At 35.5% G+C, this 18281-nt stretch carries 17 protein-coding genes; 15 read left to right on the top strand and 2 right to left on the bottom strand.

Annotated features, from left to right (window positions below; genetic code table 11):
* Positions 1-22: 22 nt before the first annotated feature.
* The 4 genes from ABEG63_RS17985 to ABEG63_RS17970 all read left to right on the top strand — a co-directional run bounded on the left by ABEG63_RS17985 (position 23) and on the right by ABEG63_RS17970 (position 4279).
* Complete coding sequence (locus tag ABEG63_RS17985; RefSeq protein WP_346586662.1) at positions 23-946, top strand: PfkB family carbohydrate kinase; 924 nt, start codon at positions 23-25, stop codon at positions 944-946.
* Positions 947-1033: 87 nt separating this feature from the next.
* Positions 1034-2407, top strand: coding sequence for a peptidylprolyl isomerase (locus tag ABEG63_RS17980; protein ID WP_267405186.1), 1374 nt, complete (start codon positions 1034-1036; stop codon positions 2405-2407).
* A gap of 90 nt (positions 2408-2497) precedes the next feature.
* Positions 2498-3487: a nitronate monooxygenase gene (locus ABEG63_RS17975; protein WP_346586660.1), complete on the top strand. Its 990-nt coding sequence runs from the start codon at positions 2498-2500 to the stop codon at positions 3485-3487.
* Positions 3488-3502: 15 nt separating this feature from the next.
* Positions 3503-4279: an alpha/beta hydrolase gene (locus ABEG63_RS17970; RefSeq protein ID WP_346586658.1), complete on the top strand. Its 777-nt coding sequence runs from the start codon at positions 3503-3505 to the stop codon at positions 4277-4279.
* A gap of 82 nt (positions 4280-4361) precedes the next feature.
* Here the strand turns inward: ABEG63_RS17970 and ABEG63_RS17965 are convergent, their stop codons facing one another.
* A complete protein-coding gene (locus tag ABEG63_RS17965; protein WP_346586656.1) occupies positions 4362-4982 on the bottom strand; it encodes a hypothetical protein in 621 nt (206 codons plus the stop codon).
* 28 nt (positions 4983-5010) lie between these two features.
* The gene (locus tag ABEG63_RS17960) at positions 5011-5310 is read right to left on the bottom strand and encodes a rhodanese-like domain-containing protein (protein ID WP_267405190.1); all 300 of its coding nucleotides are present in this window, start codon (positions 5308-5310) and stop codon (positions 5011-5013) included.
* A gap of 122 nt (positions 5311-5432) precedes the next feature.
* On the opposite strand from ABEG63_RS17960, the gene queG reads away from it, so the two are divergent.
* The 11 genes from queG (at position 5433) to ABEG63_RS17905 (ending at position 18151) form a co-directional block, all read left to right on the top strand.
* A complete protein-coding gene (gene queG, locus ABEG63_RS17955) occupies positions 5433-6377 on the top strand; it encodes a tRNA epoxyqueuosine(34) reductase QueG (RefSeq protein ID WP_346586653.1) in 945 nt (314 codons plus the stop codon).
* A gap of 365 nt (positions 6378-6742) precedes the next feature.
* Positions 6743-7420: a TIGR02117 family protein gene (locus tag ABEG63_RS17950; protein ID WP_346586651.1), complete on the top strand. Its 678-nt coding sequence runs from the start codon at positions 6743-6745 to the stop codon at positions 7418-7420.
* A gap of 208 nt (positions 7421-7628) precedes the next feature.
* Complete coding sequence (locus ABEG63_RS17945; protein WP_346586650.1) at positions 7629-8384, top strand: T9SS type A sorting domain-containing protein; 756 nt, start codon at positions 7629-7631, stop codon at positions 8382-8384.
* Positions 8385-8452: 68 nt separating this feature from the next.
* Positions 8453-8911, top strand: coding sequence for an SRPBCC family protein (locus ABEG63_RS17940; RefSeq protein WP_346586648.1), 459 nt, complete (start codon positions 8453-8455; stop codon positions 8909-8911).
* A 1-nt stretch (position 8912) separates the two neighbouring features.
* Positions 8913-10208 carry a deoxyribodipyrimidine photo-lyase gene (locus ABEG63_RS17935; RefSeq protein ID WP_346586646.1) on the top strand — a complete coding sequence of 432 codons (1296 nt, stop codon included), beginning with the start codon at positions 8913-8915 and terminating at the stop codon, positions 10206-10208.
* A 233-nt stretch (positions 10209-10441) separates the two neighbouring features.
* A complete protein-coding gene (locus ABEG63_RS17930) occupies positions 10442-10741 on the top strand; it encodes a hypothetical protein (RefSeq protein WP_346586644.1) in 300 nt (99 codons plus the stop codon).
* 105 nt (positions 10742-10846) lie between these two features.
* Positions 10847-11887, top strand: coding sequence for an efflux RND transporter periplasmic adaptor subunit (locus ABEG63_RS17925; RefSeq protein WP_346586642.1), 1041 nt, complete (start codon positions 10847-10849; stop codon positions 11885-11887).
* 28 nt (positions 11888-11915) lie between these two features.
* The gene (locus tag ABEG63_RS17920; protein ID WP_346586641.1) at positions 11916-15038 is read left to right on the top strand and encodes an efflux RND transporter permease subunit; all 3123 of its coding nucleotides are present in this window, start codon (positions 11916-11918) and stop codon (positions 15036-15038) included.
* On the top strand, positions 15019-16470 hold the full coding sequence (locus ABEG63_RS17915; protein ID WP_346586639.1) for an efflux transporter outer membrane subunit: 1452 nt from the start codon (positions 15019-15021) through the stop codon (positions 16468-16470). The genes ABEG63_RS17920 and ABEG63_RS17915 overlap by 20 nt, the downstream gene beginning before the upstream one ends.
* A gap of 142 nt (positions 16471-16612) precedes the next feature.
* Positions 16613-17209, top strand: coding sequence for a hypothetical protein (locus ABEG63_RS17910; protein ID WP_346586637.1), 597 nt, complete (start codon positions 16613-16615; stop codon positions 17207-17209).
* Positions 17210-17269: 60 nt separating this feature from the next.
* Positions 17270-18151: a DUF1932 domain-containing protein gene (locus ABEG63_RS17905; RefSeq protein WP_346586635.1), complete on the top strand. Its 882-nt coding sequence runs from the start codon at positions 17270-17272 to the stop codon at positions 18149-18151.
* The last annotated feature ends 130 nt before the right edge of the window (positions 18152-18281 follow it).

Raw genomic sequence — 18281 nt, 5'->3', positions numbered from 1 at the left:
TAAAATATACTTTGAAAAAAATATGAAACTTTTAGTTGTAGGAAGTGTTGCATTTGACGCAATCGAAACGCCATTTGGGAAAACAGATAAAATTTTAGGAGGTGCTGCTACTTATATTGGTATTACTTCGTCTATTTTAGGCGTAAAATCCGGAATCGTTTCTGTAGTAGGAGGAGATTTCCCACAAGCACACCTTGATATGTTTACCGACAGAGACGTAAACATCGAAGGTATTGAGATCGTAAAAGAAGGAAAAACTTTCTTCTGGGCAGGTAAATACCACAACGACTTGAATACGAGAGATACGTTGGCTACAGAAGTAAACGTTTTAGAGAACTTCGACCCGAAAATTCCAGATTCTATGCAGGATGCAGAGATCTTATTATTAGGAAACCTTCACCCGGGAGTACAACTTTCAGTTCTTGAAAAGATGAATACGCGTCCGAAGCTGGTTATTCTTGATACTATGAATTTCTGGATGGATTCTGCTTTGGATATCTTAATGGATATGATTGCTAAAACAGATGTGATCACAATCAATGATGAAGAGGCAAGACAGCTTTCAGGAGAATATTCTTTGGTAAAAGCGGCGAAGAAAATCCATACAATGGGTCCTGAATATGTAATTATTAAAAAAGGAGAGCACGGAGCTTTACTTTTCCATGATAACAAAGTATTCGCGATTCCTGCATTGCCGTTAGAAGATGTATTCGATCCAACAGGAGCGGGAGATACTTTCGCGGGAGGTTTTGCAGCGTACTTGGCTAAAAAAGAAAAGATTGATTTCGAAACTATGAAGTCTGCTTTAATCGTAGGTTCTGCAATGGCTTCTTTCACGGTTGAAAAATTCGGAACAGAAAGAATTCAGGAAGTAAACGAAGCGGATATGTTCAACAGATTGAGACAATTTAAAGAATTGACGACTTTTGATGTAGAACTGCAATAAATAAATCTTTTTAAGAAATATTTATAATAAAAAATTTAGTGTAATTCATTAAGAATTCTAAATTTGCAACTTGTTTAAAATAGTAAAATGATAAATAAACTAAAAATCACTTTTCTTTTTGGAGTTTTCATCATGTTATTTGCTACAAATACCATGAAAGCTCAGTTAAAACAAGGAGAATTAGTGGATGGTATTGCTGCTGTAATTGGTGATGAAATTGTTTTGGAGTCTGATATCAACGAGCAGATAAATTACGCAAAACAACAGGGGGCATCCAGTAATGTTGATAAGTGCGATTTCCTTGAAAATCTTCTTAACAATAAGCTTTTGGTATATGAAGCTAAAAAAGATACCTTAATTGAAAACCGTTCTGCGGCTATCAAAGATCAGGCAAATGCTAAATATCAGCAAATGCTTTCTCAGTTTCCGGACGAGAAAACAATGTTGGCAGCGTATAAATTCAGAAATGGCTATGAAATGAAAAATGCCATTGAAAAAATTGATACCGACCAATATTACGGACAGGCTAAATACCAGAGAGTTACTGAAAAGGCAGACGTTACACCAAACGAGGTAACAGATTTCTATAACTTATATAAAAGCCAGCTTCCTGAGATTAAGGATGAGGTTTCTTTAGCTCAGATCGAGATGGCTCCGAAGCTTACCGAAGCTCACAAACAGGAGATTATCAACAGACTGAAGAAAGTAAAAGCAGATATTCAGGGAGGTGAAACTTTTGAAAGCCAGGCAAGAATTTATTCTGAAGATACAGGATCTGCGTCTAACGGTGGTTTGTATAAAAACATCAACAAAGGGCAGATGGTAAAAGCGTTTGAAGCAACTGCTTTGAACCTTCAGGAAGGAGAAATCTCTGATCCTGTAGAATCTGAATTTGGTTATCATTTAATTCAGTTGATAAAAAAATCAGGAAAGCAGTATGATGCAAGACATATTCTTTTAAAAGCGACTCCTACAGACGAGGAGATTACAACGGCTAAAAAGAAACTGGATAGTATCAGAACGTTAATTCTTGATGGTAAAATTACCTTTAAAGATGCCGCGTTTAAATTCTCGGATGATAAAAGAACGAAGTTCAACGGAGGGGTAATTCCAGGATCTGACGGTTCAAACAAACTGGAAAGAGAAAGTATTCCGGGAACAATCAGCTACGAATTAGCTGGTCTTAACAAAGATGATATTACAACAGCTTTTGATGACGTTGATGACAGAGAAAGAAAAGTGGTAAAGATCATTAAAGTGGAAGACGTAATTCCTGCGCACCAGATTAAGCTTGAAACTGACTATGACAGAATAAAGCAAATGGCGCTTAATAAAAAGAAAAGTGAAATGGTTGAAAAGTTTGTGAATTCAAAACTGCCCACTACCTTTATTTCCATCGACAAGCGTTACGATACTTGTCAGCTGAAAGGCAACTGGAATAAAGACGCCATAAAAAAATAAACAAAAAACCTTCAGAAGTTCTGGAGGTTTTTTTATGCAAAAAAGTGCTGAAACACTTTGTGGAAGTGTGGTTTTTATTATTTTTACAATATGAGCCAATTTATAGATTTCAATTCAGCTAAAAAACTTCACGATATGCATCAGAATCAAAATAGAATTACACAATTGTTTAATATTCAATATCCTATCATTCAGGCTGGGATGATTTGGCATTCAGGCTGGAGACTGGCTTCGGCGGTTTCCAATTGTGGAGGATTGGGATTAATTGGTTCAGCAAGTATGTATCCTGATATTTTGCGTGAAAATATTCAAAAATGTAAGAAAGCTACGGATAAACCTTTTGGGGTAAATGTTGCTTTGCTTTACCCGAATTTAGAAGAAATTATCAATATTATTTTGGAAGAAGGCGTGAAGATCGTTTTTACTTCAGCCGGAAGCCCGAAAGCGTATACTGAAACACTTCAGAAGGAAGGTGTAAAAGTCGCTCACGTAGTTTCTTCTACGAAATTTGCCGTGAAATGTGAAGATGCAGGAGTTGATGCTATTGTTGCGGAAGGTTTTGAAGCAGGCGGTCACAACGGAAGAGACGAAACAACAACTTTTTGTTTGATTCCAAACGTCAGAAAACATATTTCAAAACCATTAATCGCAGCCGGTGGAATTGCTTTAGGTTCTCAGATGAAAGCGGCAATGATTTTGGGTGCAGACGGCGTTCAGATCGGTTCCCGTTTTGCAGCAACAACAGAAGCCAGTGCACACGATAATTGGAAACAAAAAATCACACAACTTCAGGAAGGCGATACACATTTAACTTTGAAAGAATTGGCGCCTGTAAGAATGGTCAAGAATAATTTCTTTAACGAGCTTGAAGAAATTTATAACGTTGGAAGAAATAAAGAATCTCTGATCGCTTCTTTAGGCCGTGCAAGAGCCAAAAAAGGAATGTTCGAAGGGGATATGGAAGATGGTGAATTAGAAATAGGGCAGGTTTCTGCTTTGATTGATGATGTTCTCCCTGTGGAAACTGTTTTCCAAAATTTATTGAAAGAATTTAACGAAACAAACAATCCGAGTTTATAATTAAATTTTAAAGTAATGGAAGGAAGGATTATCGATGTAAATGGTAAAAAACTTTATACAGAATATAATAATTCATTTAAAAATAAACCAACAATTGTCTTTTTACATGATTCTTTAGGTTCAACTCAGCTTTGGAGAGATTTTCCTGCAAAATTGGCAGAAGCTACGCAATGTAATACTTTGGTTTATGATCGTTTAGGCTACGGGAAATCTTTTCCCATGCTTACCCATGAACGAGAAAATAATTACATGGAATCAGAAGCCGATTTACTGAATGGTCTTTTGGAGGAATTAAATATAAATGATGTCATTCTCTTCGGTCACAGTGATGGCGGAACAATTGCATTAATTACAGCTTCAAAATACCCTGAAAAAATAAAAGCTATCCTCTGCGAAGCCGGACATATTTTCGTGGAAGATGTAACGGTAAAAGGCGTAAAAGATGTGTTGGAAGCTTACAAAACAACTAATCTTCCTGAGCGTTTACAAAAATACCATGGTGATAAAGTAGAAACAATCGTAAAAGCTTGGACTGAAATCTGGTTAAGCGATCGATTCAGAACCTGGAATATTGAATATTTGCTGAAAAACATAACGTCTCCTTTATTATTCATTCAAGGCGAAGATGACGAATACGGCACTTTGGATCAGGTTGAAAAAACAATTTCTCAAGTAAGTGGAAACGCAGAAAAATTTATCATTCCAAACATCGGGCATACACCGCACAAGGAAAAGCCGGAGGTAGTTTTAGAAAGGTCAAAAGAATTTATCACTACAGTTTTGAATTCTTAAAGCATCAATAGGAGCGGACTTTAGTCCGCTTTACTTTTTTAAAACAGATAGTAATTGGCTTTAGCCAAAGCTTAAAATTCATCTATAAAGTCTCAATTTCAAATAAAATATTCTCTCTTGCCCTATTTTCATATTTTTCTTTAAAAACATCCGTTTTAAAAATATTTTCAAGTTCTAAAAAATGTTTCAAAACCTTTTTTCTTCCCGGTTTGTACAATAAATCAGGATAAATAGAATATTCTCTTCTAATCTTTTTTGTGTAATCTAAATAGAGTTCCAAGTCCTTCCCAAGAATCGACAGATCTGCATCCAAAAGATAATTCGTGTCTTTGTTTTCCGATTTCTGATGAGATTTTGTGGCTAAGATTTGAAAATGGATTTCAGAAATATCAGCCGTGTTTACGTTTAATTGCTGAAGCCTTTTTCTTGTAAAATCGGCACTTTTCTCTTCATTGGTTTTGGATGAAGCATCATAAATAACATCATGATAAAATACAGAAAATGAAATATTGATGAAGTTTGAAATTTGATCTTTTACGGTGTCAACTTCTGCAAACATATTTTCAAGATGTTCCAAATTATGATAATGTCTGCTTTTCCCAGAATATTTCTTTTCGATTTCCTGCCATAAAGAGTCAATCAAATTTTGATCTTGTGTAAATGGAAAGCAGGTTTGTGTAAATCTTTCTTTCAGTTCCATCATTGAGTATTTTAGATAAAAAAAGGAACTTTTAAAAAGTTCCTTGATTTGCTTCCAGATTCGCTTTAAGCTCAGCCCAACCACCGCCGTTATAGCCGTCTTTTAAGCCTTGCGAATTAAGATATTCCAACGCTTTTCCGCTTCTGTTTCCGCTTCTGCAGAACAAAATAACAGGTTTTTCGATAGATAAAATTTCTTCCTGTCTGTCTTCTACTTCACCTAGCGGGATATTTTTAGCCCCTTCAATATTTCCGTCCATTTCCAATTCCATTGGCTCACGAACATCAATTAATTCATAATTTCCTGATTTTATTACTTCTGCTAAAGACATAATTGTTACTATTTAGAGTTAAAAAAAATATTAAATGGAGTATTCCAAAGATGCATACCTTTGTTTAATATTCCAAAGTCTAAACAAATTTATAAAATAATCTTAGTTTTGCAAGGCGAATTATGAATTCAAGTGCCGAAAAATATTCACAGCTTATTAAAGCCAAAGCGAAAAGTTTTGGGTTTCAGAATTGTGGTATTTCAAAAGCAGATTTTTTAGAAGAAGAAGCTCCTAAACTCGAACAATGGCTAAAGAATAATTTTCATGGAGAAATGAAATACATGGAAAATCATTTCGATAAAAGATTAGATCCCAGATTACTGGTAGAAGGTTCAAAATCTGTTATTTCGCTTTCTTATAATTACTTTCCCGAAGAAAAAATTTCCACCTTAGAGAATTTTAAGATCTCAAAATATGCTTATGCTGAAGATTATCATGAGGTGATAAAAGATATTCTCCGAGAAATGGTTTCCGAACTGCAGGATGAAATCGGTGAATTTGGATTTCGTGTTTTCGTAGATTCAGCACCTGTTTTGGAGAGAAGTTGGGCCAAAAAATCAGGAATTGGCTGGGTGGGCAAAAATGCAAACCTGATTACCAAACAGAGCGGATCGTTTTATTTTTTGGCAGAAATTATTTGTGATTTAGAACTTATTCCCGATCATCCAACAACAGATCATTGCGGTTCCTGCCGGAAATGTATTGACGCTTGTCCGACGAATGCCATTATTTCTGAAAAAATTGTAGACGGAAGCAAATGTATTTCTTACGCAACGATTGAGCTAAAAAATGAAATTCCGGATTATTTTCACGATAAAATGGATGACTGGATGTTTGGATGTGATGTTTGCCAAGATGTATGCCCGTGGAATCGATTTTCAGCGCCTAATAAACAAAGTAAATTTCAGCCCAACGAATCATTGAAAAATTTCAAAAAGGGAGAATGGAAGGAACTTACGCAGGAACTTTTCTCAGAGATTTTCAGAAAATCTCCAGTCAAAAGAACCAAATTTGCGGGCTTGAAAAGAAATATTGAGTTCCTGGAAAAATCTTCATTTAAAAAATAGTTCAGATTTTTGGTGATAAAACCTCGTTTGGAATTTTGTCTTTCCAAAGTTAAAGAGGATAATTGTCCATTCCTTACACTTTACGTTATAAGGAGGTTAAGATTTAACTGAATAAATTTCTGTAAAAGCCTTTCCTAAAAAGAAAAATTGACTTTCATGAGAGTATTTCTCCTGAAAATCAACGTCTTTTTTGTACTCTTTTTGGAGCTACTTTTACTCTTACTTTAAATCTTTTCTGGGATTTGGTATTTTTACGCATATTTGTGAATATTTCGTAACTAAATGTAGTGATTTTTTCGATTAAAACAAATACTTTTACTAAAAATTACAAATTAAGTTTTATTAATCTTAAATTAAATATCACGGTGAGAAAAATGTTCATCCTTTTAATAAAAACAATAGGAATTATTTTAGGAATTGTTGTTCTGTATGTTGCTCTGGGCTACCTTTTACCTTTCATTGAAGTTTCGGCAAAAGATGACGGACAGAAAAAAGAAATTCCGATTTATATTTATACCAACGGAGTTCACACAGATATTGTAATGCCCGTGAAAAATGATCTGGAAGACTGGAGTACGAAAATCCCTTTTGCTAATACACTTTCTAAAAGAACAGATTACAATTATGTCGGGGTCGGTTGGGGCGATAAAGGTTTTTATCTTGATACACCAACCTGGGCAGATCTAAAATTTTCAACAGCATTTAAAGCAGCATTCTGGTTAAGCGAATCTGCGATGCATTGTACCTATTATAAAGTTATGAAGGAAGGTGATGATTGCAAGAAGATTATGATCAGCCGTGATGAGTACAAAAAATTGGTAACGTTTGTGGATGATAAATTTGATAAAGATCAAAAAGGAAATTTTATTTTGATTCCTACCAATGCGGTTTACAGCGATAACGACGCATTTTATGATGCCAAAGGAAAATATAGTTTTCTGAATACTTGTAATACTTGGGCAAATGATGCTCTGAAAGCTGCCGGACAAAAAGCTGCATTTTGGACACCAACCGATTCGGGGATATTTTTACATTATAAATAATTTAAATTTTAAAATCTTTCATGAAAATTTAATACTCTCTAAATTTATAGGTTTGTGAGAGTTACGATTTTTGTTATTTCTTTATAATCTTAAATGTTTAAATATTGTTATTTAAATACTACTTTTGCGACCCTTAAATCTTTTGTAAATACTATGAATAAAGGATTTTTGTGGTATGTGTCTCAAAAAAAATATTTAAATATACTTTATGAACAAGCATTTTTATTTGCTAATTTTAGGATTATTATTAAACTTTAATTTTTCTATTGCACAAACTCTTTCGGTAAGTAATAACGACCTGGGTCAGCCGGCAGTGTATACTTTTACGTATACAACATCTCAGGCGATCGGAACAGGAACCAATACGCCAAATGTATTCTTTTTAGGGCTTCCTTCTGGCTATCCGTCAATATCGCAAATCGTTTCCGGAGGAGCAAACCTAAATCCGTATGTCACTTTTAAGGTAAATGGGGTGACATATCCTTGTAATACTTCATTTGGAAGTGTAGGAGGAGCGTGGGCTTCCGGTATCCAGCTTTCGACAAGCGGTGGAACTTCAGGAGTAGCAATTCCTGCAGGAGCACAAATTCAGATCATTGTTTCAGGGTTAATCAAAAATCCTTCTACGATCGGAACATATAATTTTTCTTGGAGAACAGCACAGGGAAGCGGAGCTGCTATACAGAATTTCAGTGCTCCAATTACTTTTACCTCTACACTTTCTACGGGAGAAACTCGTAAAGCAGCAAAAAAAATCTCATTATATCCTAATCCTTCACAAGATTTTATAAAACTTTCAGGACTTTCTACAAAAGAAAAATTTGAAATTTATAATGTTGAAGGCAGGAATGTGTTGTCAGGAAATATTTCTCAAAATGAGGTTATTAATATTGAAAAATTAAATAACGGTGGTTATATTTTAAAACTGAGTAACGGCAAAACGTTTAAATTCATTAAAAAATAATAATTTTAAAAACCGTTTCGTGAGAAGCGGTTTTATTTTTGTTGTTAAAGAAAAATAATATTTTATCAATGAAGCATCAACTCTATCGCAAACAGCAATTAAACTGTGACATCCAAACGGCCTGGAAATTTTTTTCTTCTGCCAATAATCTTCCAGAAATTACGCCAAAAGATATGAAATTCATCGTTTTAACGAAGTTTGAAAACGATGAGATTTATGAAGGAATGATCATTGATTATTTTGTTTCGCCTTTGTTCGGAATTAAAATGAAATGGCAGACGGAGATTCTCAAAGTTGATTTTCAGAAAAGTTTTATTGATTTCCAGAAAAAAGGACCTTACAAGCTTTGGCATCATCATCATGAATTTATTGAAAATGAAAATGGCGTTTTAATGAAAGATACGGTTGATTATGAACTCCCTTTAGGCTTTTTAGGAGAAATTGCGCATACTATTTTGGTGAAAAAGAAACTGGAAGATATTTTTAATTATCGGTACAAAATCCTAGAAGAACGTTTTAATCATTAATATGGAAAAGATTGTTATTTTTTGGTTTCGCAGAGATGTAAGATTGAATGATAATGCAGGTTTGCATCATGCGTTGAAATCCGGACTGAAAGTGTTGCCAATTTTTATATTTGATACAGAAATTTTAGATCAGCTTGAAAATAAATCGGATAGGAGAGTTGATTATTTTCATCAGGCTTTGGAGGAAATTCATCATGAGTTAAAGTCTCACAAAAGCGGACTTTCGACTTTTAAAGGAAAACCTTTAGATGTTTTTAAAAAATTGATGAAAGAGTATGATGTGGAAGCTGTTTTCTGTAACCGAGATTATGAACCACAAGCAATAAAGCGAGATCAGGAGATCAAAGATTTGTTGATTAAAAATAATATTGAGTTTAATGATTGTAAAGATCAGGTAATCTTTGAAAAAGAAGAGGTGGTAAAAAATGACGGAAATCCTTATACCGTCTTTACACCTTATTCTAAAAAATGGCTTGAAAATTTTCACCAAAATAAAATTGAAACCTTTACAATAGATTTTTCTCAATTTCTACAGTATTCTGCACCAAAATTACTCTCACTTAAAGATATTGGCTTTGAAAAAACTGAAATTGAATTCAAAAAGCCAACATTAGAAAAGAAAATTATTAATGATTATGATCAATACAGAGATTTTCCTGCATTAGATCACACGACGCATTTAGGAGTTGCGCTGCGATTCGGAACAATTTCCATTCGTGAATGTGTGGAATTTGCAGCTCAGCATAATCAAACATGGATGAAAGAATTGATTTGGAGAGAGTTTTTCATGCAGATTTTATATCACTTCCCAAAAGTGGTTCATCATTCTTTTAAAGAAAAATATGAAAATATCGCCTGGCGAAATGATGAAAAGGAATTCAAACGCTGGTGTGAAGGAAAAACGGGATATCCCATTGTAGATGCCGGAATGCGTCAACTGAACGAAACCGGATTTATGCACAACAGAGTACGAATGGTTGTCGCCAGTTTTTTAACCAAGCATCTTTTGATCGACTGGCGTTGGGGTGAAGCTTATTTTTCCGAAAAATTACTCGATTACGAATTGTCATCAAACAACGGAAACTGGCAATGGGCGGCAGGTTGTGGATGTGATGCTGCTCCTTACTTCAGGGTTTTTAATCCTTCAGAGCAAACTAAAAAATTTGATAAAGATTTAACATACATCAAAACTTGGCTCTCTCAGGATGAAATTAATAATCCTAATCCAATGGTGGAACATACTTTCGCAAGAAAAAGGGCGCTGGAAGTATATGGAAAAGCTGTAAAGGAAAATTAAGCTAAATTATAGTTGATGGTTTTTAGTTGATAGATTGCAGAGCGAAATTATATCCATCAACTAGAAACTATTAACCAAAAATAAATACTAAGTTTAAGTTTTTTTAACATAAATCTTTCTCCCTTCTCCTCAAAAAATCCCTATTTTTGCCCTATTCACAGTTTTTATTCGAAAAAAACGAAATGTTCTGATTTGGCATGGCAAGTCTGAGGTCGTATATATTTTTTTATTTTATGTTGGTTTTTACCCTTTTCAATTCGAGATGGGCAGAAAAATCATTAAATAAACTTCCTTGCATACCGCCGATTACCAATATTTGCGTTCTTGATGTCTACGAACAGGCAGATATGAATGCCAAGGCAGTTCCTGCCACTTCAAAAGTTGTAAAATATCTAGCACAAAAAAGAGAAGAATATTACACAGAAGCTACTTTCAAAACGATTAAAGTTGTTCAGAAGATTACGCTTCCTATTATTTCCGTGACCACCGTTTGTGGGGTCAAATCTTTTCTGCATCTCCTCCAGCTCTATTAGTTAAGTTGTTAAAATTCAGTTTATTTCAACCAAATTTTATAACTTAATATACCTAAGATGTATTTAAAAAATATAATAATTTGCTGTACGGCAATATTATTCGCTGTGTCATGCAGTAAAGCGAAAAAAACAAATGATAAGCAAATAAAGGATGTTCCTGTCCTTAAAGTAAAGGTGAAAGATACCCTGGTGAGCAATCAGTTTGTAACCGATATTCAGGCAAAGAAAAATGTAGAGATCCGTTCCCGAATTGCGGGAATTATTCAAAAAATGTATGTGAATGAAGGTCAGTTTGTGAAAAAAGGACAGCCTTTATTTAAAATCAATGATTCTGAACTTCAAATGGATCTTTTAAAGGCCAATGCAGCTTTAAAACAAGCCGATGCCGATGTTCGAATTGCAGAAGTAGAATTGAAACAGATCGAAAGTTTACACGCGAAAAAATTTGTTGCCAATAACGAGCTTGAGATGGTGAAGGCAAGACTTTCTTCAGCAAAAGCAAAGCGCGCTTATGCAGATGCTGAGAAGAAAACGGTTTTACAAAAGATCAGTTTTACCAATCTAGTAGCCCCTTTTGACGGAGTAATCGATGTGATTCCTTTTAAAGATGGAAGTTTGGTAGAAAACGGTTCGCTTTTAACCACGCTTTCTCAGTTAGATGAAGTGTATGCTTATTTCTCAATTCCTGAAAACTTATATTTCGAAATGTTGGCGAATGACAAGCTGGGAAAACAGCAAAATATCGCACTTACTCTTCCGAACGGAGCACATTATCAATATAATGGAACTTTGAAAACTGCTGACGGAGATATCGACAGAGCCACAGGTTCAATTCAGTATAAAGTAGCTTTCCCAAATCCGAAACATTTAATAAAGCACGGAACATCCGGAAAATTGATTATTTCTGAAAATCAACCGGATGCTATTTTAATTCCACAAAAATCTACGTTCTCCATTCAGGATAAAACGTATGTTTTTACCGTGGATGGTAAAAATAAAGTAAAAATGACCAATATTCAGATTGCAAGCACTTTAAGAGATTCTTATTTGGTGGATGGCGGTCTGAAAAATGGCGATTTGATCATTTATGAAGGAACACAGTCTTTGAAAGACGGTGATATGGTTAACATTAAAAAGAAGCTTTAATCTTTCATAAAATTTAAATCAAATAGCGATGGTAGAAATGTTTATAAGGCGAAAGGTTCTTTCGCTGGTTATTTCCATATTTTTTGTTTTGATGGGAATTATGGCATTGATGAAGATGCCGATTACCCAATTTCCCGATATTGTGCCGCCTTCCGTAACGGTAACGGCGAAATATACGGGAGCTAATGCCGAGGTTTCGGCGAATGCAGTGGCGCTTCCTTTAGAACGTGCCATTAACGGGGTTCCTGGAATGACGTATATGTCGACAGTGACTTCCAATGATGGGCTAACGCTGATTCAGGTTTTCTTTGAAGTAGGGGTTGATCCCGATGTTGCTGCGGTAAACGTTCAGAACAGGGTGACAACCATTTTGGATGAATTGCCGGAAGAGGTAATCCGGGCGGGTGTTACCACGGAAAAAGAGGTGAACAGTATGTTGATGTATTTGAATATCACCAGTACAGACCCAAGCCAGGATGAGCAGTTTATTTACAACTTTACAGATATTAATGTTCTTCAGGAATTGAAACGTATTGATGGAGTAGGACGTGCAGAAATTATGGGGCAGAAAGAATATTCGATGAGAGTATGGCTGGATCCTCAGAAGATGGCAGCCTACCGTATTTCGGCAGATGAAGTCATTGCTTCTTTGCAAAAACAGAATATTTCGGCAGCTCCCGGAAAAGTGGGGGAAACTTCTGGGAAAACATCGAGTCAGCTGCAATATGTAATTAAATATAAAGGTAAATTTTATGAGCCTAAAGAGTATGAAGAAGTTCCGATTCGTGCTGATGAAAACGGAACTATTTTAAAGCTTAAAGACATCGCGAAAGTAGAATTTGGCGCTATGAACTACGGAATGGTTTCCAAAACCGACGGAAGACCTTCTGCATCGATTATGATGAAGCAGCGTCCTGGCTCCAATGCATCTGAAGTAATAGAAAGTGTAAAGACCAAAATGGAAGAATTAAAGGTGTCTTCTTTTCCTCCCGGCATGGAATATAACATGGCGTATGATGTCTCCCGATTTTTGGATGCATCCATCAGTGCGGTATTAACAACGCTTGTTGAAGCCTTTATTCTGGTGGGAATTGTGGTGTTTATTTTTCTTCAGGATTGGCGTTCCACCTTAATTCCGGTTCTAGCCGTTCCGGTGGCATTGGTGGGAACTTTTGCTTTCATGAATATGTTGGATTTCTCCGTCAACCTACTGACTTTATTTGCTTTAGTGTTGGCCATCGGTATTGTGGTCGATAATGCAATTGTCGTCGTCGAGGCCGTTCACGTAAAGATGGAAGAAGGTATGCAGCCTTTGGAAGCAACCATTAGTGCTACAAAAGAAATTGCGGGAGCTGTTGTGGCGATTACGATTGTGATGTCTGCCGTATTTATTCCGGTAGCATTTCTGGATGGTCCGGTTGGAGTTTTTTACCGACAGTTTTCTTTAACACTGGCGATCAGTATTGTGATTTCAGGAGTGAATGCCTTAACACTTACTCCCGCTTTGTGTGCCATCATTTTAAAACCTCACAATCATCATAAAAAGAAAAATATTGTTGATAAATTCTTCGAAAGTTTTAACAGAGGGTTTGATAAATTAACTAACCGATATGTCGGTATTTTATCCAAATTTGCGACAAGAACTGTGGTTACTTTTGGATTATTATTCCTGTTTATTGTATTAACGGCGCTTACCAGTAGATTTTTACCAACAGGATTTATCCCGATGGAAGATCAGGGAATGGCTTATGTAAGTGTTACCACTCCTCAGGGAGCAACGGTGGAAAGAACTGAAAAAGTACTGGATGAAGTGACGGCTATTGCCAAGAAAATCAAAGGGGTAGAAAACGTGACAACATTGGCCGGATACAGTATTGTGACGGAAATTGCAGGTTCTTCTTACGGAATGGCGATGATTAATCTTAAAGACTGGAAACAAAGAGATATTTCCGTGAATGATTTTATTGCAGAGCTTTCAGAAAAAACAAAAGGAATTTCGGATGCTCAGATTGAGATTTTTGCACCACCAACGGTTCCCGGTTTTGGTAATACCAGTGGTTTTGAACTAAGATTATTGGACAGAACTGGCGGAACAGTAGAAAATACAGATAAGATCACAAAAGATTTTGTTAAAAAACTGAATGAATCGCCTGAGCTTAAAAACAACTTTACCAGTTTTGATGCTACTTTCCCGCAATACATGATTAATATTGATTATGATATGGCTGCCAAGAAAGGGGTTTCCGTAGATAATGCGATGTCGACCCTTCAAACCATGTTGGGTTCTTATTATGCGACCAATTTTATCAGGTTCAGCCAGATGTATAAAGTGATGGTTCAGGCAAGTCCGGAGCATCGTGATACCCCCCAAAGTATTTTGAATTTATATCTGAAAAACGATAAAGGTGAAATGGTTCCCTTCTCAACATTTATTACGATTGAAAAAGTGTATGGGCCTGAAGTTTTAACGCGATATAATATGTATTTGTCAGCGATGATTAATGGTGAAGCTGCTGAAGGATACAGTTCAGGAGATGCCATCGCAGCGGTGGAAAGAATTGCGAAAGAAACCCTTCCTAAAGGTTTTGATATTGAATGGTCTGGAATGACTAGAGAAGAAATTTTATCAGGAAATCAGACGATCTATATTTTCATGATCTGTCTTCTTTTCGTGTATCTTCTGTTGGCGGCACAATATGAAAGTTTCCTTCTTCCGATGCCTGTTTTATTAAGTCTGCCAACCGGAATTTTCGGTTCATATATCGCGTTGGTTTTAGCAGGTTTAGATAATAACATTTATGCGCAGGTGGCTTTGGTAATGCTGATCGGACTTTTAGCTAAAAATGCTATCCTGATTGTAGAGTTTGCCGTTGCCCGAAATAAAGAAGGCTTTGATATTATTCCTGCTGCCATTGAAGGGGCAAAACAGCGTCTTCGTCCGATTTTAATGACTTCTTTTGCCTTTGTCGCGGGATTAATTCCTTTATGTATCGCTTCCGGAGCCGGAGCGGTGGGGAACCGTTCCATTGGTACGGCTGCCGCGGGAGGAATGTTGATCGGAACCGTTTTCGGATTGGTCATCATTCCGGGATTGTATATATTTTTTGCAAAACTTGAAAATAAAAAGAAAGATGAAAAGATTAAATCATAGAAGTATCATATTGGGAATCGCAGCTTTCAGTTTAGTTTCATGTGCGGTTCCAAAAGTGACGGAATTAAAAAAATCAAAAGAATTACCTGAACATATTGTTAATAAAGAAAATGCTTCCGAAAATTCAGATTTTCAGCAGATTAATTTAAAGGAATATTTTAAAGATGAACATTTGCTGGCTCTTTTTGATAAAGTAGTTCGTGAGAATCAGGATTTTCAAATCGCGCAGCAACGTGTTGACATTGCTAATAGTTTTCTGCAACGTTCTAAAATGGATCTGTTACCGTCTCTGGAAATCGGAGCTACAGCTTCAGGAGACCGCTACGGAAAATATACGATGGATGGAGTCGGAAATTACGATACCAATCTTTCACAAAACATCACAGAAGATCAGAAAATCAACAGTGATTTTACACCTAATTACTGGTTGGGAGCAAGAAGCAGCTGGGAGGTCGATGCTTGGGGAAAACTGAAAAATAAAAAGCTGGCCGCCCAGAAGAAATATCTGGCTTCGGCAGAAGGTTTACGGCTTTTACAGGTTGAATTGTTCACCGATATTGCGAATCTGTATTATCAATTGGTGACTTTAGATAACCGATTGGCAATCTATCAGAAAAACTATAATCTTCAGCAGAGAGCTTTCGAGATTGTTTTGGCCCAAAGAGAAGTCGGAAAAGCGACAGAATTGGCGGTTCAGCAGTTTAAAGCTCAGAATAACAACTGGCTTGCAGAAATTGAACATATTAAGGTTGAAATTGTTACGGTAGAGCAGGCGATCACGACCTTAACGGGAAGTTATGGCGGCGAGATCAAACGCGGAAACGTGCTGATGCCCACCAATATGGAAATTTTAAATAAAAACATCAATGTTGAAAAGGTCATTCATTCCAGACCGGATGTGGCATCCAATTATTATGTGTTGGAAGCTTCTCAGGCTGATGCTAAAGCGGCAAGAGCGGCATTCTATCCGAAGATCGATCTGGGCGCAAGTTTTGGTTTGAATTCATTTTCGGCAGGAACATTTTTTAATCCGAGTTCGCTTGCCGGGCAATTATTAGGAGGTTTAATGGTTCCGGTTTTTAATAAAGGCCAGTTGAAATATGAATTCAATGTGGCAAGTAAAGAGCAGGAAATTGCTTTTTTAACCTATCAGAAAAGTGTAACTACAGCATTCAATGAACTTCAATCAATTTTAAAGCAAACGAAAATTTACGAAAGAGTTTTACAGCTAAAATCTGAAGAAGTTGGCTTTCTCGACCGTGGTGTTGAGGTTTCCAATGATTTGTATGTGACGGGTTATGCCAATTATTTTGAATTAATTAATTCCCAGAAAAGCAAATTGCAAGCAGAGTTGGATCTCTTGCAGTTCAGACATCAGAACACGAGAAATAATGTTCTGTTGTTTAAAGCTTTGGGAGGGAAGTTAGATTAATATTTTTGTCAAATTTTTTTTTAAGTCACCATTTATGGTGGCTTTTTTTGTTGATTATGACTCCGCTCATAAAACCTTGTTTTTTTGATTTTTAAATTTGATTGAAAGCATCTTTAATTCAATAATTTAAAATTTTAAACTAATGAAAGCGAAGAAAATTTCCGGAGTTCCTGAGCAAAAAAAAGGTGGATTTCACGATACCGAAAGCAGAAAAACATTTGCTGATAAAGCAGTTGGTGAGAAGCAATTTGAAGTTTTAAAAGAAAGATTATTTTCTGTAAATCAATGGAAAAGCTATTGTAATAAAGATTTTGCCGATTTTAAATTATTTGATGCGTATGGAGATGAGGTTAATCGATTTTGTGAAATAGGAGATTTTATCAGAATCGATATTCCAGGACCGGGTGAATTGGAAGCAAAAGGCTACGATTGGGTTCAGGTAATCAGTATTTTTAGTGACGATGATGAGGTTATAATTACATGTAAACCAACGATGAAACCAGGAAAAAGAAAAAGTTTTAAAATTGCTCATTTTTATTCATCAAGAGCCAGTTCGACATTTAGAATCGTTAAGAAAAATGATTTTATCGAAGCTGGAATTTATGGAAGAAATGAAACTCCAAATTTTAACGCGTCATTTTTAGACATGCTTCGAAACATCATAATCTCAATCGGAGGCATGATGGGATTTGCCAAAATTCAATGGAAATGTTTGACGGATGGATTGTTGGATTTTTAGCATGGTTGTAAAGCCTTTTTCAAAAATACTTTAATACCTTTGGTTAAAATCGAATAAAGTATGATGAAAGTAAAACCTGTGATAGGATTGTTATTTCCGGGAGATATGGGATCGGCAGTTGCTGATGTATTGATAAAAAATAATTTTGAAGTCATTACGGCGGGTGAAGGTCGGTCTGCGAAGACATTAGAAAATATAGAAAAATCTCAGATAAAAGATGTGGGAGCTTTACAAAACGTTGTGAAGCAAAGCGATATCATATTATCGGTGAACAGTCCTAAAAGTAGCATTCAGATTGCCGAACAGGTTTCTCATTATATGTCGGATTCAGAAAGAAATCAAATCTTTGTAGATCTCAATTCCAATACTCCGCAATCGGCGAAAAAAATAGAAGAACTTATAACTTTGAAGAATGGAATTTTCATTAATGGAGCTATTATGGGAGTTGCGAAAAGTGTGGAAAATGATGCAGTGATAGTCATTAGCGGGAAGGAAAGAGTTTTGCTGATGGATTTATTTGATGGAATATTTAAATTAAAAGATGCGGGCGAAAAAATAGAATCTGCCTCCGCTTACAAATTGTTATTTTCGATGGTGAATAAAGGAATTAATGCTGTTTTCTTTGAAGCCATGATGGGTGCTTCTCATTATGGCATTGTTGATGAAATGATCGAAAGTCTTAAAGATTTTTTACCGGGAACTTACAACGATTTGCAAAAAACAACGCCTACATATCCTGATCATATTTTGAGAAGAATTGATGAAATGCAAGGTCTGTCTGAAATGCAAAAGTTTGATGGTCTTTCTAACAATATTTCTTCCGCTGCAGCAAAAACTTTTAAAATTATTAATGACAAAGGAATTTTGAAGAGTGAAACTCCGAAAGATGTAAAAGAAACTTTTTTACTTTTTAAAAATAATAATTTTAGCATTGATAATTAATAGTGGAGGTAATGAATGATTAGTGTTGTTTTAATTTATTATTGTGAATATTTTAAATTGTACTACTTAAAATTAGAATAAAATACCACAAAAAATAAATTTTAAGTAAAATGCAATTTTATGGCACAGC

The sequence above is a fragment of the Chryseobacterium sp. C39-AII1 genome (assembly GCF_039672645.1).
Taxonomy (GTDB): Bacteria; Bacteroidota; Bacteroidia; order Flavobacteriales; family Weeksellaceae; genus Chryseobacterium.
Note: the sequence above shows the minus strand (reverse complement) of the source record. Positions and strands in the feature narration are given on the sequence as shown.

Excerpts from the sequence above, each read along its gene's own strand:
- ABEG63_RS17960 (WP_267405190.1), bottom strand. The coding sequence starts at position 5,310 with ATGTCTTTAGCAGAAGTAATAAAATCAGGAAATTATGAATTAATTGAT.
- ABEG63_RS17920 (WP_346586641.1), top strand. The coding sequence starts at position 11,916 with ATGGTAGAAATGTTTATAAGGCGAAAGGTTCTTTCGCTGGTTATTTCC.
- queG (WP_346586653.1), top strand. The coding sequence starts at position 5,433 with ATGAATTCAAGTGCCGAAAAATATTCACAGCTTATTAAAGCCAAAGCG.
- ABEG63_RS17935 (WP_346586646.1), top strand. The coding sequence starts at position 8,913 with ATGGAAAAGATTGTTATTTTTTGGTTTCGCAGAGATGTAAGATTGAAT.
- ABEG63_RS17910 (WP_346586637.1), top strand. The coding sequence starts at position 16,613 with ATGAAAGCGAAGAAAATTTCCGGAGTTCCTGAGCAAAAAAAAGGTGGA.
- ABEG63_RS17945 (WP_346586650.1), top strand. The coding sequence starts at position 7,629 with ATGAACAAGCATTTTTATTTGCTAATTTTAGGATTATTATTAAACTTT.
- ABEG63_RS17985 (WP_346586662.1), top strand. The coding sequence starts at position 23 with ATGAAACTTTTAGTTGTAGGAAGTGTTGCATTTGACGCAATCGAAACG.
- ABEG63_RS17940 (WP_346586648.1), top strand. The coding sequence starts at position 8,453 with ATGAAGCATCAACTCTATCGCAAACAGCAATTAAACTGTGACATCCAA.
- ABEG63_RS17970 (WP_346586658.1), top strand. The coding sequence starts at position 3,503 with ATGGAAGGAAGGATTATCGATGTAAATGGTAAAAAACTTTATACAGAA.
- ABEG63_RS17915 (WP_346586639.1), top strand. The coding sequence starts at position 15,019 with ATGAAAAGATTAAATCATAGAAGTATCATATTGGGAATCGCAGCTTTC.
- ABEG63_RS17975 (WP_346586660.1), top strand. The coding sequence starts at position 2,498 with ATGAGCCAATTTATAGATTTCAATTCAGCTAAAAAACTTCACGATATG.
- ABEG63_RS17930 (WP_346586644.1), top strand. The coding sequence starts at position 10,442 with ATGTTGGTTTTTACCCTTTTCAATTCGAGATGGGCAGAAAAATCATTA.
- ABEG63_RS17905 (WP_346586635.1), top strand. The coding sequence starts at position 17,270 with ATGATGAAAGTAAAACCTGTGATAGGATTGTTATTTCCGGGAGATATG.
- ABEG63_RS17965 (WP_346586656.1), bottom strand. The coding sequence starts at position 4,982 with ATGATGGAACTGAAAGAAAGATTTACACAAACCTGCTTTCCATTTACA.
- ABEG63_RS17980 (WP_267405186.1), top strand. The coding sequence starts at position 1,034 with ATGATAAATAAACTAAAAATCACTTTTCTTTTTGGAGTTTTCATCATG.